The sequence below is a fragment of the Methylobacterium cerastii genome (assembly GCF_022179125.1).
GTDB lineage: Bacteria > Pseudomonadota > Alphaproteobacteria > Rhizobiales > Beijerinckiaceae > Methylobacterium > Methylobacterium cerastii.
In genome coordinates this window covers 1-14,245 of the sequence record NZ_BPQG01000005.1, presented here as the reverse complement: position 1 = coordinate 14,245, position 14,245 = coordinate 1, and the positions used below count along the sequence as shown (strand labels likewise).

12 protein-coding genes and 2 pseudogenes are annotated in these 14,245 nt (G+C 65.3%); 7 read left to right on the top strand and 7 right to left on the bottom strand.

Annotated elements, in window-relative coordinates; all coding sequences use genetic code 11:
- Nucleotides 1–41 precede the first annotated feature (41 nt).
- Together MFF13_RS01905 and MFF13_RS01900 are read left to right on the top strand one after the other, a co-directional pair.
- Nucleotides 42–578 (top strand): glyoxalase superfamily protein, encoded by a 537-nt coding sequence (locus MFF13_RS01905; RefSeq protein ID WP_147813307.1) that lies wholly within the window; start codon nucleotides 42–44, stop codon nucleotides 576–578.
- 52 nt (nucleotides 579–630) lie between these two features.
- A complete protein-coding gene (locus tag MFF13_RS01900; protein ID WP_147813309.1) occupies nucleotides 631–981 on the top strand; it encodes an MmcQ/YjbR family DNA-binding protein in 351 nt (116 codons plus the stop codon).
- 184 nt (nucleotides 982–1,165) lie between these two features.
- Here the strand turns inward: MFF13_RS01900 and MFF13_RS01895 are convergent, their stop codons facing one another.
- The 6 genes and pseudogenes from MFF13_RS01895 to MFF13_RS26525 form a co-directional block, all read right to left on the bottom strand.
- Entirely contained in the window at nucleotides 1,166–1,453 is a 288-nt protein-coding gene (locus tag MFF13_RS01895; protein WP_238270288.1) for a hypothetical protein, read from the bottom strand.
- A gap of 578 nt (nucleotides 1,454–2,031) precedes the next feature.
- Nucleotides 2,032–3,540 (bottom strand): AMP-binding protein, encoded by a 1,509-nt coding sequence (locus tag MFF13_RS01890; RefSeq protein ID WP_238270286.1) that lies wholly within the window; start codon nucleotides 3,538–3,540, stop codon nucleotides 2,032–2,034.
- A 147-nt stretch (nucleotides 3,541–3,687) separates the two neighbouring features.
- Nucleotides 3,688–4,638 (bottom strand): LysR family transcriptional regulator, encoded by a 951-nt coding sequence (locus MFF13_RS01885; RefSeq protein WP_238270285.1) that lies wholly within the window; start codon nucleotides 4,636–4,638, stop codon nucleotides 3,688–3,690.
- Nucleotides 4,639–4,699: 61 nt separating this feature from the next.
- Nucleotides 4,700–4,981: a YciI family protein gene (locus MFF13_RS01880; RefSeq protein WP_238270283.1), complete on the bottom strand. Its 282-nt coding sequence runs from the start codon at nucleotides 4,979–4,981 to the stop codon at nucleotides 4,700–4,702.
- An 80-nt stretch (nucleotides 4,982–5,061) separates the two neighbouring features.
- Entirely contained in the window at nucleotides 5,062–6,546 is a 1,485-nt protein-coding gene (locus MFF13_RS01875) for an aldehyde dehydrogenase family protein (protein WP_238270281.1), read from the bottom strand.
- Between the two features lie 208 nt (nucleotides 6,547–6,754).
- A pseudogene (locus tag MFF13_RS26525) lies at nucleotides 6,755–7,663 on the bottom strand (NAD(P)-dependent oxidoreductase); the annotation flags it as partial.
- Between the two features lie 307 nt (nucleotides 7,664–7,970).
- Between MFF13_RS26525 and MFF13_RS01865 the strand changes: the two are divergent.
- The 3 genes and pseudogenes from MFF13_RS01865 (at nucleotide 7,971) to MFF13_RS01855 (ending at nucleotide 11,370) form a co-directional block, all read left to right on the top strand.
- A complete protein-coding gene (locus MFF13_RS01865; protein ID WP_373322469.1) occupies nucleotides 7,971–9,653 on the top strand; it encodes an MFS transporter in 1,683 nt (560 codons plus the stop codon).
- 100 nt (nucleotides 9,654–9,753) lie between these two features.
- Nucleotides 9,754–10,170 (top strand): annotated as a pseudogene (locus MFF13_RS01860) (acyl-CoA thioesterase); the annotation flags it as partial.
- 273 nt (nucleotides 10,171–10,443) lie between these two features.
- The gene (locus tag MFF13_RS01855; protein ID WP_238270278.1) at nucleotides 10,444–11,370 is read left to right on the top strand and encodes a quinone oxidoreductase family protein; all 927 of its coding nucleotides are present in this window, start codon (nucleotides 10,444–10,446) and stop codon (nucleotides 11,368–11,370) included.
- A gap of 35 nt (nucleotides 11,371–11,405) precedes the next feature.
- Here the strand turns inward: MFF13_RS01855 and MFF13_RS01850 are convergent, their stop codons facing one another.
- Nucleotides 11,406–11,786, bottom strand: coding sequence for a winged helix-turn-helix transcriptional regulator (locus MFF13_RS01850; protein ID WP_238270276.1), 381 nt, complete (start codon nucleotides 11,784–11,786; stop codon nucleotides 11,406–11,408).
- Between the two features lie 68 nt (nucleotides 11,787–11,854).
- Here MFF13_RS01850 and MFF13_RS01845 point away from each other — a divergent pair, with 68 nt between their 5' ends.
- Nucleotides 11,855–12,637 (top strand): NADPH-dependent F420 reductase, encoded by a 783-nt coding sequence (locus MFF13_RS01845; protein WP_373322471.1) that lies wholly within the window; start codon nucleotides 11,855–11,857, stop codon nucleotides 12,635–12,637.
- 80 nt (nucleotides 12,638–12,717) lie between these two features.
- The gene (locus MFF13_RS01840; protein ID WP_238270272.1) at nucleotides 12,718–14,004 is read left to right on the top strand and encodes an epoxide hydrolase family protein; all 1,287 of its coding nucleotides are present in this window, start codon (nucleotides 12,718–12,720) and stop codon (nucleotides 14,002–14,004) included.
- The last annotated feature ends 241 nt before the right edge of the window (nucleotides 14,005–14,245 follow it).

The window sequence follows — 14,245 nt, the reverse complement described above, 5'->3', positions numbered from 1 at the left end:
TGCGAGCACCGACGGACCGACGCCGGCTTGGGGAGAGTACCATGACGACCGTCGACCAGGCGAAGGCTATGGCCAAGCGGCTGCGCGCCGCGCTGTCCGCCCGGGACCTCGCCGTCTCGCACGCGACCACCCTCGAACTCGTCGCCGCCAGCCTCGGCCACGACGACTGGAACACCGCTTCCGCCGCCCTCGACCGCCCTGCGGAGAACGTGCCACGATTCCTGGAGGCGGTGCCGATCCTACGTATCTTCGACGAGGCCAAAGCGCGCGAGTTCTACTGCGGCTTCCTCGGCTTCGAGGCTGGGTTCGAGCACCGGTTCGAGCCAAGTCTGCCCCTATACATGGAGGTCGCCCGCGCCGGCTTGCGGCTGCACCTGTCCGAGCACCATGGCGATGCCAGCCCTGGCTCGACGGTGTTCGTGCCAATGCGGGGTGTCCATGCCTATCACCGCCAACTGACCAACAAGCGCTACGGCTATGCTCGGCCGGGCATCGAGCACGCACCCTGGGGCGACGTGCTGGAGGTGGCGGACCCGTTCGGGAACCGGCTGCGCTTCTGCGAGCGCCGCGCCGGGTGACTGGAGAACCGGTCGCTTCGATCAGTCACTGACTGAAAGGAAGAGGGCAGCGATGGGCGTCGACATCGAACACGTGAAGACGCTCATCGCGACGCTTGAGGCGGTGACCTCTGGCCCACACTTCCACAGGACCGCGTTCCGGACGCCGCGCAAGACATTCGCGACGCTGGATGAGGCCGCCCTCGACATCAACCTGATGTTCGACCCGGATCATCGCGATTTTTTCTGCGAGCTGGTGCCAGAGGCTTTCCGCCCGGTACCCGGCGGATGGGGGCGGATGGGGGCGACCAGATGCGATCTCTCTGCCGTCGATGAGGCGACCCTGCGCTCGGCTCTCGCAGCCGCCCATCGTCTGGCTGCCCCGAAGCCGCGGACGCGGCGCCGACGGGATGGCGGCGCGTGACGCCGTTGTCTCATCCCCGGAGGCCTTGGACGATATCATCCGTTGGGCAAACGCGAACTTGCAGTGGAAGAATGGTCCTGATGACATCGAAAGGAGCGTCAGATCGCAGCTCCCGTTGTCACTGGCGATGGTCAGGCAAGCATGCCCCCCATCAACCAGCACTTCGGACCCGCCACGGTCAGCATCACGAATGATCGTAAAATCCCCATTCTCGTAGGAACTCGTGATAGCGCCTCTGCACCGGCGTGAGCGGCGGAGCAAACACGGCATCCCGCCACATCATGACGCCGAAGCCGCTGATCATGATCCCACCGAACAGGCCGCCCCACCACAGGCTGTTGGACGCCCAGGCATCATCGGTCAGGATCAGGAAGGTTCCGCTGACGAGCGTCCCCGTTGCTCCTACCGATAGAAACCTTCGCCCCATCTTGCGGAGCTCATGACGGTTCTCGGGTAAATCCGGATCGCACATGACGGAAGCCCTCCAGCTCTCCGACTATGACTGCCGCTACGTCGCGGCATCTCAAGGACAATCGAGATGGCTTTTCGAGAAACGCCGAACGTCTTAACTCACGCGAGCTGGACTAGAGCCTTTGGAACTGAACGCCGCAAACCGTGCCCAATCTCCTGACGACCAAAAGTCAGCTTTCAATTTTTACCTCTTCAGAAGCAGACCGGCAAGAAACCACCCATCAGAGACATTTCGGATGGGTACCATCAGTCAATTTTGAACCTTTAGAACACCACGAGCACTCTCATGCCGTGGGGGGCTCATCCCGCCCTGGCGGGCCATTTACGATGCATGTGCGACCTACTCCACCGTCGAGCGCGCGGCCTACGGGTCATCCAAGGAGCCGGATCGGCCCTGGTGACTTCGTCGAACGCTCGTCCGTCCGAGGCGGCACGAGCGGACATCAGGTATCCGCGACGAGATCGGAGCGCACGTCGCAAACGTATCGCGCAGGAAAGCCGGAGGCGCTTACCGGCCGGCCCCTGCAAACGCCGGCGACCGGCGCGGCAAGGTGGAATGGACCGCCAGCGCTCCTGGAGTCAGCGTCCCAGGGCATCCGCGTGCAGGCGACGCAGCTCGTTCTTCTGGATTTTGCCCATGGCGTTCCGAGGCATGCTGTCCCGCAACACAACGGCCTTCGGGACCTTGTACTTCGCGAGTTGGCCCGCAAGGCCGGCCAGGATCGCCTCGGCCGTCAGATCCGTGCGTCCGCCCTGCCGCTCGACGACGGCGACGACGCCCTCGCCGAAATCCGCGTGTGGCAACCCGATGACCGCACAATCGGCGACACCCTCGATCCGGGCCAGGACGGCCTCCACCTCGCCGGGATAGACGTTGTAGCCACCTGAGATGATGAGGTCCTTGTCGCGTCCGACGATGGAGACCCGCCCATCCGGCTCCATGCGTCCGAGGTCGCCGGAGCGGAAATAGCCGTCGGCGGTGAACTCCTTGGCGGTCGCCTCGGGGAGACGCCAATAGCCCTTGAAGACGTTCGGTCCCTTCAGGGCGATCTCGCCGACCTCACCGGCCGGCAGCGGCTGTCCGGCCTTGTCGATGATCCCCACCGAGACACCTGGCAGCGCGTAGCCGACCGTGCCGGGGACACGCTCCCCATGGAGCGGGTTCGTGGTGATCACCGTCGTCTCGGTGCTCGCATAGCGTTCGAGAATGGACTGCCCGGTCCTGGCCAGGAAGGCCTCGAAGGTCGGCACCGATAACGGCGCCGAGCCGGAGACGAAGAGGCGGACGTTTCGGCAGACCTCCCGGTCCAGGCGGGGGTCGGCCAGGAGCCGGGTGTAGAAGGTCGGCACGCCCATGAACACGGTCGAGGCGGGCAGCCGCTCCAGGACAACGTCCGCCGTGAACTTGGACAGGAAGTGCATGCGCCCGCCCGCAAGCAACATCGTGTTCAAGGCAATGAACAGCCCGTGGGCGTGGAATACCGGGAGGGCGTGGAGCATGACGTCGCTCTCGCGGATGTCCCAGGCCGAGCGAAGGGCGTCCGCCATGAAGGCGAGGTTGCCGTGGGTGATCATCGCGCCCTTCGAGCGCCCCGTGGTGCCCGAGGTGTAGAGGATCGCCGCCAGGTCATCGGCATCCCGCGGTGCGGAGGCGGCGAGCGGCTCCAGGGCGCTGGCGGCGTCCACGAGGCTGCCGGTGCCGTCCGGTCGGAGGGTGAAGCTCGGGAGGTGCGCTGCGACTGCGGGGATCTCCGCATAGTCGGCGCCCTTGACGATGAGGGCCGGCTCGGAATCCCCGAGGAAATGCGCGAGTTCCGGCACCGGGTAGGCGGTGTTGAGCGGAAGATAGACCGCCCCGGCCTTGAGGCAGGCGAGATAGAGGCAGACCGCCGCTGCGGATTTCTCGACCTGGGCCGCGACGCGGTCTCCCGGCCTGACGCCGGTCTCAAGCAGGAGTGCCGCGATGCGTCCGGTCAGTTCCTCGATCCGACCGCGCGTCCAGGTCTCGCCCGTCTCGGTCAGCAGCACCGGCGCCGACGCCCGTTCCGGAGCGGCGGGGAGGAGGAAATCGTAGAGGTTTTCGGTCATGGCATCACCACTTCGCTGAGATCAATTCGACGTTTCGGCGTTTCGCGGGATTCGATGCGATCCCGCCGGGGGCGGAGGCCGGACCTCAAACGCCCTGGTGTCATGGAGCCGGGCGAGGATGCCGTCGCGAACCGACGCAGGCCCCCTTCACCCGTACGGGCCGGTCAGGAGATTGGTCCGCGAGGTCGGCTTGGGGTCGCTGAACAAGCCGGAGCTCTTCTTCACCTCATCGGCAATGAAGCTGGCGACGGCCCTGACGTGACTGGCTTTTCGATAGTCCTCGTGGATGAGCATGTGAAAGGTGCCCAGGATGTTGACCTCGTCCGGCAGGACCGGGATCAGGGCGGGGTAAGTCGAACCGATGAAGGCCGGAAGGATGCAGAGCCCCCCGCCGCCGAGCGCCGCATGGGCCTGAGCGACCAGGCCCGTGCTGCGAATGCGCGCTTCGGTGCCGGGGCCGATGACGTCGAGGTAATTCAGGTGCGGGGCGAAGACCAAATCCTCGATGTATCCGATGACCGTATGGGTCCGTAGGTCTTCCACGGTCTCGATGGGTGCGTGGCTCCGCAGGTATTCGGCCGAACCGTAGACGTAGAGGCGATAATCCGTCAGGCGCCGCGACACGACACGGATCTGTTCGGGAGCCGAGAGGCTGATGACAATATCGGCCTCCCGCTTGTTCAGGCTGAACAACCGCGGCGTCGCCTGCAACTCGATGTCGAGGCCGGGGTGCTTTCGAACCAGCGCGCCGAGACGAGGCGCGAGGAAGACGGTTCCGAAGCCATCGGGCGCTCCGACGCGCACCGTTCCCGAGATGACCTGCTCCTCGACCACGGTCGAGCGGGCGGATACGACGGCGCTCTCGATGGTCTCGGCGTTCGACAGCATGCGCTGGCCCGCCTCCGTCAACTCGTAGCCGACGTTGCTGCGATGGAAGAGCGGTACCCTGAGCTCTTCCTCCAGCATCCGGATGTGACGCGCCACGGTCGAATGCTCCGTACCGAGCAGCGCTGCGGCGGCGGACAGCGTCCCCGTCCGAGCGACCGCGAGGAAATACCGGTATTCGTCCCAACTGTTGTCGAGGAGCCTATTGCCCATTTCCGCACCGGTGCCTTGTCTAAGCGGCCCCCGAATCCGTCGATGTGCCGTATGGCTGGCGTCATCGATTGTCGACCGACTTCTTGAACGGCCAGACTTGGATCCTTTCCCAAGCCCCGTGTACCGCGAACGGATCGTTCTTTGCGAACGCCCGCGCCGCCTCGATATCCTCTGCCTCGACGATGAGGACGCTCCCGATTGGCGTTTCGCCATCCTCATCGAGGATCGGCCCCGCGACGAGGATCTTTATGGGGCTGGAAGCGAGATAGGCCCGATGCTCCGGATAGTGGGCTTGCCGGACGGAGCGGTCGGCGACGTCAAGACAGTGGATCGCGAAGTGCATGGGTATCGTCCGATCCGGAGAGGGAGTTTCGAGGGTTCCCTGGCGGTGGCGGGACAGGTCCGCCGCCGCCAACTCGCCCATCAACGGGTGAGATTGACGGTGATGTTCTTCACCTGCGTGTAGCTGTCGAGCATGGCCGCCAGGGAGAACTCGCGTCCCAGGCCGCTCTGCTTGTAGCCGCCGTAGGATTGGCCGGCGATCTGCCCGCCGCCCTGGTTCACCTGCACCCATCCCGCCTCGACGTCGCGGGCGGCTCGCATCGCCCGGCCGATGTCGTGCGTCCAGATATAGGCGGCGAGGCCGTAATGGCTGTCGTTGGCCATCCGGATCACCTCGTCCTCGTCGGTCCAGGGGATGGCCACCAGCACCGGCCCGAAGATCTCCTCGCGCGCCAGCCGCCAGTCGTTGCCGGCCTGGGCGAAGGCGGTCGGGCGCATGTAGTAGCCCTCGCCGAGGGGGCCGTCGAAGTCCGGAAGGCCACCCATGACGAGGCGGGACCCGGGCTGGTCGAGACCGTCCTGCACGTAGCCGCAGACCTTGCGGAACTGCCGCTCGTTGATGATCGAGCCGATGTCGGTCTCCTCGTCCAGCGGGTCCCCGACCCGCAGGTCCCGGGTCTTGGCCGCGAGGCGCTCCAGGAAATCGTCATAGATGTCCCGGTGCAGGAAGAGCCGCGAACCGGCCGTGCAGGATTGGCTCTGACGCGTGAATCGCATCGCAGCGACGATCCCGTCGACCACCCAATCCTCGTTCGCGTCCGGGTAGACGATGGACGGGCTCTTGCCCCCGAGTTCGAGGGAGACCGGCAGGATGCGCTTGGCGGCTGCCTCCATCACGATCTTGCCGACCCCGGATGAGCCGGTGAAGGACAGCTTGGCGACCTCCGGATGGTTCAGGAGCGGGGCGCCGCATTCGGTGCCGGTGCCGGACAGCATGTTGATGACGCCCGGCGGAAGGTGGTTCTGGCAGATCTCGGCGAGCAGCAGCACGGCGAGCGGCGCGTCCTCGGCCGTCTTCATCACCATGGTGTTGCCGGCGCACAGGGCGGGCGCGATCTTTACGCTCGCCAGCATGAGCGGGGCGTTCCACGGAATGACAGCCGCGACCACGCCGAGCGGCTCGCGCTGCGTGAAGCTCAGCAGGTCGTGCCCGAGGGGGAGCGTCTCGCCCTTCAGCTCTCCTGCGAGCCCGCCGAAGTAGCGGAACATGGTGGAGGCGATCTGCACCTCCGGCCGGGCCTGGGTTCGGATCGCGTTGCCGGTTTCCTCGGCGATTGCGCGAGCGAGTTCCTCCTTGCGCCGGTCGATCTCGTCGGCGATCCGCAGGAGCATCCGGCCGCGCTCGATGGGAGCGACCTTCTTCCATGTCGTGAAGGCCTTGCCCGCCGCACGGACCGCGTTGTCGACGTCCGCCTCGCCGCCGCGCGGCACCTCGGCGATGACCGTCCGGCGGCCGGGATTGTCGACGGTCAGGGACTCGCCGGATGCGGACCAGACCCAGTCGCCGTTGATCAGCATGGGCTGCCGGCGAACCTCGTGAGGAACGTTCATCTTGGATGCTGACATGGCCGTCTCCCTATGTCCGGTGACTGAGCACGGGCCGGATCGGATGTCCGGGCGCACGCCGTCCCATGGCGCGTGCGTCCGAGACACGTCCGAAGCCTAAGCCGCCCCATCATCGACGCGCTTGTTGCTGACGGCATCCCACCATCGAGGCCGGCGTGTGGTCGGCCGGCCGCGGGCGGGATGCCGCATCCCTATGGAACGGTGTTTCTCACTGCTTCGCCAGCGAGAGCAGAAGCGATGTGACATCCATGTCGGCGCCGCCATCCTTCACGTGGCGTTCGAGGATGGCATGGGCGGCACCCGCCGTGGCGATGTTCGCCCCGACGCTGCGTCCCGCCTCCAGGGCCAGGCTGAGATCCTTGGCCAGGAGCCAGGACTTGAAGCCGGGCTTGTACTCCTTCGACGCCGGCGAGTCGGGCACGATGCCGGGGGCGGGGTTCCACAGTCGGAAGGCCCAGTTGTCACCCGACGAGCGGATCACGATCTCGAAGAGAGCCTTCAGATCCAGGTTGAGGCGTGTCGCGAGATCCGTGGCCTCGCAGTTCACCGCGACGCAGACGCCCATGATGAGGTTGTTCACTACCTTGGCGCTCTGGCCCGCGCCGGGCCCGCCGACATGGGCGACGTACCCTGCGAGGGGCTTGAGCAGTTCACGTACGCGCTCGATGTGCTCGTCGGCGCCGCCCAGCATGAAGGTCAGGGTGCCGGCCGCGGCACCTTCGGTGCCGCCTGAGACGGGGGCCTCGACGAACGCGACGCCCGCCTTCTCCGCGGCGGCATGGAGCTCGTGGGCATTGTCGATGCCGATGGTCGAACAATCGACGACCACGCCTCCGGCCTTCAGGTTCGCGAAGACACCGCTGTTGTGGCCCGCCATGACCTCGCGGACTTCCTTACCCGTCGGCAGCATCGACAGGACCGCATCGGCGTTGGAACACGCCTCGGCGATGGTGTCGACGACGATGATGCCGTTTTCGCGGGCCCGCTTCTGCGCCGCCGGGTCGATATCGACGCCGATCACGGTATGACCGGCTTCTTTCATCAGATTGGTCATGGGATATCCCATGAGGCCAAGCCCGATCCAGGCTATGGTCGCCATTTTCCTCTCCTTTGTCGAGCATGATCTTGTTTTTGGTTTCGCTTGATTTCGATATCAGGCGATAACTCAAGCTATAGCGCGGCGCTTGAGCATCGAGACTTCGAAACACTACGTTTCGCCAGCTTGTACCCGGTTCGAAGCGATGCGAAATAATTCACGGAAAAGCTGCGCCGCGCTAGTCGATTAATGCCCAACGCATGTCGATAGAAACGTCTGTTCGGTTGCCAGGGAAGCAATAAGAAAGAGGCTCCGGATGTAGACTTATAAAAAGTGACCTTCGGAGAAAAGCTGCAGCATAGCAGTCGTCATATCATGGAGGAAGCTGATGAACGTGGGCCAACAGCACGTCGCCGTCATGGCGCCGCCCCAACGGTCGATGTCGCGGGAAGATAAAAAGATCGTCTTCGCCTCGTCCCTAGGGACGGTTTTCGAATGGTATGACTTTTTTCTTTACGGGTCGCTGGCGGTCATCATCGGCGCCAAGTTCTTCAGCCAGTTCGATGAGGTCACGCGGAATATATTTGCGCTTCTGGCATTCGCCGCCGGCTTCATCGTTCGCCCTCTTGGTGCGCTAATCTTTGGCAGGCTCGGCGACAAGATCGGCCGGAAGTATACGTTCCTGGCCACGATCCTGCTCATGGGAGCCTCGACGTTCATCGTCGGCATCCTGCCGACCTCCGACAGCATCGGCATCACCGCCGCCATCGTGTTGGTCATCCTACGCATCCTCCAGGGACTCGCGCTCGGCGGCGAGTATGGCGGAGCCGCCACCTACGTGGCGGAACATGCACCGCCGGGCCGACGCGGGTTCTACACCAGCTGGATCCAGACCACCGCGACGCTAGGGCTTTTCCTCTCGCTGTTCGTCATCCTCGGGGTCCAGGCATCGATGACCGCGGCCGACTTTCAGGCGTACGGTTGGCGCATCCCGTTCCTCGTCTCCATCCTGCTCCTCGCGGTGTCCGTCTGGATACGCACGCAGCTCAGCGAGAGCCCGGCCTTCCAGAAGATGAAGGACGAAGGCACCACCTCGAAGGCGCCGATCTCGGAAGCTTTCGGCCAGTGGAAGAACCTGAAATGGGCGCTCGTGGCGCTGTTCGGCATGGTCGCCGGCGAGGCGGTCATCTGGTACTCGGGCCAGTTCTACGCCCTCTTCTTTCTGACCAGCGTCCTCAAGGTCGACGGATTCACCGCCAACATCCTGGTGGTCTGGTCGCTGGCGATCTGCTTCATGGGCTTCGTCTTCTTCGGTTGGCTCTCGGACAAGGTCGGGCGCAAGCCGATCATGATGGCAGGATGCCTTCTTGCGGCCGTCACCTACTTCCCGATCTTCCAGTACCTCTCCGAGGTCGCGAACCCCGACCTGTACCGCGCACAGAACAGCGTGAAGGTCGCGGTGGTCGCCGATCCGGCTGATTGCTCGTTCCAGTTCAATCCGACCGGGGTGAGCAAGTTCAAGAGCAGTTGCGACATCGCGAAGGCCGCGCTCGCTCGCTCATCGGTCACCTACACCCAGGAAGACGCCGCGCCGGGCTCGAAGGCGCAGGTCAGGATCGGGGACCGGACGATTGATCCCACGGCGCAGACCTTCGCCTCCGATCTGTCCTCCTCGTTGACGGCGGTCGGATATCCGGCGGCGTCCAACCCGTCCGTGGTCAAGATCTCGGGCCCCCTGGACGTCCTGGGCTCACAATCGATCAGAATCATCGGCGCACTTTGCGTGCTGCTGATCTTCGTCACGATGGTCTATGGCCCGATGGCCGCGGCGCTGGTGGAACTCTTCCCGACTCGTATCCGCTACACGGCGATGTCCCTGCCCTACAACATCGGCAATGGCTGGTTCGGCGGCCTGCTTCCGGCCACCATCTTCGCGATGAACGCTCAGACCGGCAGCATCTATTTCGGCCTGTGGTACCCGATTGTGATCGCCGCCATGACCGGCATCGTCGGATTGCTGTTCCTTCCGGAAACCAAGGATCGGAACATCGATACGTTCAAGACGACCTGAAAACCTGTCCCTCCACCGTGTCTAGGCGGGAAGGAAAGCCCCTCGACTTGAGGTCTCGATGGGGCGGCTCGCGCCGCCCCATCTTTTGAGGAAGCGGGTCATGGCCAGCGAGCAAGTCACCGACACCGAAGCGGGCAGTCGGTCGACGCAGCCGACGGATCGCGGCGCGCCGGTCATCCGGACGGTCGCGATGCCCGCCGACACGAACCCGGCCGGCGACATCTTCGGCGGCTGGCTGATGGCCCAGATGGATCTTGCGGCCGGGAACATCGCCGCCAGGCGGTCACGGGGGCGCTGCGCGACCGTCGCCGTCGACGCGATCACCTTCCACCACCCGGTCTTCGTCGGGGACGAGGTGAGCCTCTACGCGTGGCTCCTGAAGGTCGGCCGCACGTCGTTGCGCATCCAGGTCGAGGTTTGGCGACGCGAGCGAGCGGGCGAGGCGACCATGAAGGTGACCGAGGCGACCTTCACCTTCGTGGCTATCGGAGATGACCGTCGCCCGAGGTCGGTTCCAGGACGTGACGCGGCCTCGTGCCCGCCGGCAGTCGGGAAGCCAGGCGAGTCTGCTGGGCCCGTCGTCCCGCCGGCCACGGACGAGGACGCGAACAAGTGCCTTCCCAATCCGTCGGCACCGACGAACTGGGGCGTCGCCCAAACCCTGTGCGTATCCGCGATCTGAACCGGGATCGCGGGGTACGGGTCCGGAAACGACGCAATCAACACGACAACGAGGAAAGCACACATGGCATCGGCAATACGACTCACGCGCACCGGCCCCCCCGAGGTCATGGCCCTCGAACATGTCGATCAGGCCGCCCCCGGTCCGAACGAGGTCTGGGTCGATCACGAGGCCATAGGGGTCAACTACCTCGACGTCATGCAGCGCAAGGGCGCCGTGCCACTCCCTGTCCCCGGCGGGCTTGGGCTTGAGGCAGCCGGACGTGTCGGCGCGGTCGGCCCGGGCGTCGGCAACGTCGCCGTCGGGGACCGGGTCGCCTACATCCTCGGGGGGCCTGGCAGCTACGCCACCGGGCGGCTCTACGCCGCCGAACGTCTGGTACCCATCCCGGAGTCGCTCACCTTCGAGGACGCCGCCGCGATCCTCTTCAAGGGCATCACGGCGCAGTACCTCCTGAAGACGACCTATCCGGTGGGGGCCGGCACCGTCGTCCTGCTCTACGGCGTCGGCGGCGGCGTGGGGCAACTGATGGCCCCCTGGGCCAAGCATCTCGGCGCGACCGTGATCGGGGTCGTCTCGAAGGAGGCCAGCGTCGCGCGCGCCAAGGCATCCGGATGCGACGCCGTCCTGGTGTGGGGAGCGTGCGACCTGCCCGCGGAGGTCACCAGGATCACGGACGGCCGGAAGGCCAACGTGGTCTACGACGCGGTCGGGCGCGACACCTTCCAGGCTTCGCTGGACAGCCTCGGAGCCCGCGGGGTCTTCGTTTCGTTCGGCGCCTCGACGGGCGCGCCTCCGCCGGTCGAGATCTCGACGCTCGGCAAGAGCTCCCTGTTCCTGACTCGGCCATCGTTGGCGACGCACGCCACCGATGTCGCCGAGTACCAGCAGCGGGCGGCGGACGTCTTCTCCGCCGTGGCGAACGGCATCATCAAGCCGGCGATCTGGAAGACCTACCCTCTCTCCGAGGTCGTGGCCGCCCATACCGCGTTGGAGCAAGGCGCTTCGGCCGGGACGATCCTGCTGAAGCCGTGAAGGGCTGACGGATCCGCGGCCTTTGGTGGAGGCGATCAGAGGGGTTGGGAGGTACCTTCCGACGCCTCGCGCCGCATCAGGGTCCAATCGACCAGCGCCTCGATGGAGGGCCCGAGCGCCACCCCCATCTGGCTGAGCGCGTACTCGACCTTCGGCGGGACCTGGGGAAAGATCGTCCGGGTGACGATGCCGTCCTTCTCCAGCTCCTTGAGTTGCTGGATCAGCATCTTCTGGTTCACGCCTTCGACACGTCGTTCCAGCTCCGAGAAGCGGAGCGGTCCCTTCGCGGCGAAGAGCTGGAAGATGATGACGATCTTCCACTTCCCCTCCAGCACCCGCAGGGCCTCGCTCGTCGCGGCGGCCCAGACGAGCTGCTGCTTCGGGTCCGCACACTGCCAATCCCGAACCACGGTCATACTTACCTCCAGGTGGGTACCCCACCTTTCGGTAGGTTCTTGCCGATAAATCAACCTACCCCTAATTCCTGCCGTACAGCAACCAAGCGGATTGGGTTCAAGGCATGAAGATCGGCATCCTCGGCACGGGAAACATCGGCAAGACGTTGGTTCGACAGCTGAGCAAGGCAGGGCACGATGTGAAGGTGGCCAACTCCCGAGGCCCCGAGACCATCGACCCGGAGATCCTCACCTCGGGCGCTCGGGCCGTGACGGCGGAGGATGTGCTCGCCGACGTCGAGGTCGTCATTCTCTCCATTCCACTCAATCGCCTTCCCGAGATCGCTCCTCGTATTGCGCGGCTTCCCGAAGCGACGGTGGTGATCGACACCTCGAACTACTACCCGTTCCGGGACGACCGGATCGACGCGATAGAGGCCGGTGAGATCGAGAGCGTCTGGGTCACCCAGCAGCTTCGTCGTCCGATAGCCAAGGCCTGGAACGCGATTGGATCGGCGTCCTTCGCCAAGAAGGGGCAACCTGCCGGAACGCCCGGCCGCATCGCCATCCCCGTGGCGGCCGACCGTGATCGGGACCGGCAAGTCGCCATGGCGCTTGTCGAGGACACGGGATTGGATGCGTTCGACGCCGGTACCCTTGCGGATTCTTGGCGGCAACAGCCTGGCGCACCCGTCTACTGCACCGACCTGTCGCGTGACGAGATCGGGGCGGCTCTCGCCGCGGCTGACAGGTCCCGCCTGCCCAAGCGCCGGGATCTGGGCGTCGCCGTGATGCAGGAGCGTCTCGGAGACGGCACCACGAACCCTGACGAGGATTGGGGCGTCCGCTTGGTCCGTACGATCAACATGTAGCGCTGCTGGAGACATCCGGATCGACGCGGGCGTCGGGCGATGAAGCCTGCGTGACGTGAACATCGTTCGAGGGCCGAGGCATGCATCGTCGCCAGTTCATCCACTCGCTCACCACGGCCGCCAGCGTCGCCCTGCTGCCCGCCATGGCCAGCGGGGCGACGCCGGGCGGACAAGCGCCCGCGGCGTCCGATGCGCCAAGACCAATCGGCGACCTCGTGCGCCCTTTCCACCTGGCTGTGCCCCAGTCCGACCTGGACGCCCTGCAGGCTCGGCTTGCCGTGACGCGATGGCCGGACGCCGAGACCGTCGAGGACACGAGCCAGGGACCGCCACTCGCGGACGTTCGAGCGTTGGTCGAGCGATGGAGGAATGGCTATGACTGGAGAGCCTGCGAACGGTTCCTCAACGCATCCGGCCAGTCGCTTACCAGGATCGACGGCCTCGACATCCACTTCCTGCATGTCCGCTCGCCGGAGCCCGGTGCCGTTCCGCTTCTCCTGACCCACGGATGGCCGGGTTCGGTACTGGAGTTCCGCGATGTCATCGGGCCGCTGACCGATCCGGTCGCCCACGGCGGCCAGGCATCGGATGCGTTCCACGTCGTGATCCCGTCTCTCCCGGGGCACGGCTTCTCCGGCAAGCCGACCGAGACCGGATGGAACAACGAGCGTATCGCCAGGGCTTGGATCGTCCTGATGAAGAGGCTCGGCTACGACCGGTGGGCGGCGCAGGGCGGGGACCGCGGTGCCCAGATCGCGACGAGGCTCGGCTTCATGAGGCCTCCCGGGCTGATCGGGATACACCTCAACCTCGTCGAGTTCGAGTTGACCGAAGCGGAGCGTGCGAACCCCACGGTCGCCGAGCGGAAGATGCTTGCCGACCTGCAATCATACGTCGATCATCTCTCCGGTTACTCCCAGATACAGAGCAAGCATCCGCAATCCGTCGCCTACGGCTTGGCCGACTCACCTACCGGTCTCGCCGCCTGGATCTATCAGATGCTCCAGGACGTATCGGATAGCTCCGGCCATCCCGAGCGGGTTTTTACCCTCGACGGAATGATCGACAACATCATGCTCTATTGGTTGACCAACGCGGGGGCGAGCGCGGCGCGCCTCTACTGGGAGACGGCCCGCGAGACCCCTCGGATGGCGACGATCCAGGAGCCGATGCCGACGCCCACCGGGATCAGCATGTTTCCGGGCGAGACACTGCGCCTCTCGAAGCGATGGGCCGAGCCTCGGTTCGCGCAACTCGTACACTTCAACGAAGCGGCCAGGGGCGGGCACTTCGCTGCTTGGGAGCAGCCGGCCACGTTCGTCGATGAGGTTCGCACGACGTTCCGAGGCCTACGCAAGCCCCCCTAGCGTGCGGGTTGCGGGGTGATGGGCAGCCGTCATGGCCGGCCGAACCCGGAATACCGAAGGTTTCCCGCATTCCATCGGCACGCACCGAGGCAGGTGCCATGACGGGCACCCGAGATTGTAAAGGGCGGACCAATTCCAGGCCGCTGTGGCGGAGTAAAACCAGGCCAGTGGCGGCCGGCAGCTTGAACGATGAAGGGGCCCGATCGGGCGCCTTCATCGTTCAAGCTGCCGGCCGCCACTG

What these genes read in the sequence shown, in the direction of transcription:
- MFF13_RS01905 (WP_147813307.1), top strand. Translation starts at nt 42, where the DNA reads ATGACGACCGTCGACCAGGCGAAGGCTATGGCCAAGCGGCTGCGCGCC.
- MFF13_RS01900 (WP_147813309.1), top strand. Translation starts at nt 631, where the DNA reads ATGGGCGTCGACATCGAACACGTGAAGACGCTCATCGCGACGCTTGAG.
- MFF13_RS01895 (WP_238270288.1), bottom strand. Translation starts at nt 1,453, where the DNA reads ATGTGCGATCCGGATTTACCCGAGAACCGTCATGAGCTCCGCAAGATG.
- MFF13_RS01890 (WP_238270286.1), bottom strand. Translation starts at nt 3,540, where the DNA reads ATGACCGAAAACCTCTACGATTTCCTCCTCCCCGCCGCTCCGGAACGG.
- MFF13_RS01885 (WP_238270285.1), bottom strand. Translation starts at nt 4,638, where the DNA reads ATGGGCAATAGGCTCCTCGACAACAGTTGGGACGAATACCGGTATTTC.
- MFF13_RS01880 (WP_238270283.1), bottom strand. Translation starts at nt 4,981, where the DNA reads ATGCACTTCGCGATCCACTGTCTTGACGTCGCCGACCGCTCCGTCCGG.
- MFF13_RS01875 (WP_238270281.1), bottom strand. Translation starts at nt 6,546, where the DNA reads ATGTCAGCATCCAAGATGAACGTTCCTCACGAGGTTCGCCGGCAGCCC.
- MFF13_RS01865 (WP_373322469.1), top strand. Translation starts at nt 7,971, where the DNA reads ATGAACGTGGGCCAACAGCACGTCGCCGTCATGGCGCCGCCCCAACGG.
- MFF13_RS01855 (WP_238270278.1), top strand. Translation starts at nt 10,444, where the DNA reads ATGGCCCTCGAACATGTCGATCAGGCCGCCCCCGGTCCGAACGAGGTC.
- MFF13_RS01850 (WP_238270276.1), bottom strand. Translation starts at nt 11,786, where the DNA reads ATGACCGTGGTTCGGGATTGGCAGTGTGCGGACCCGAAGCAGCAGCTC.
- MFF13_RS01840 (WP_238270272.1), top strand. Translation starts at nt 12,718, where the DNA reads ATGCATCGTCGCCAGTTCATCCACTCGCTCACCACGGCCGCCAGCGTC.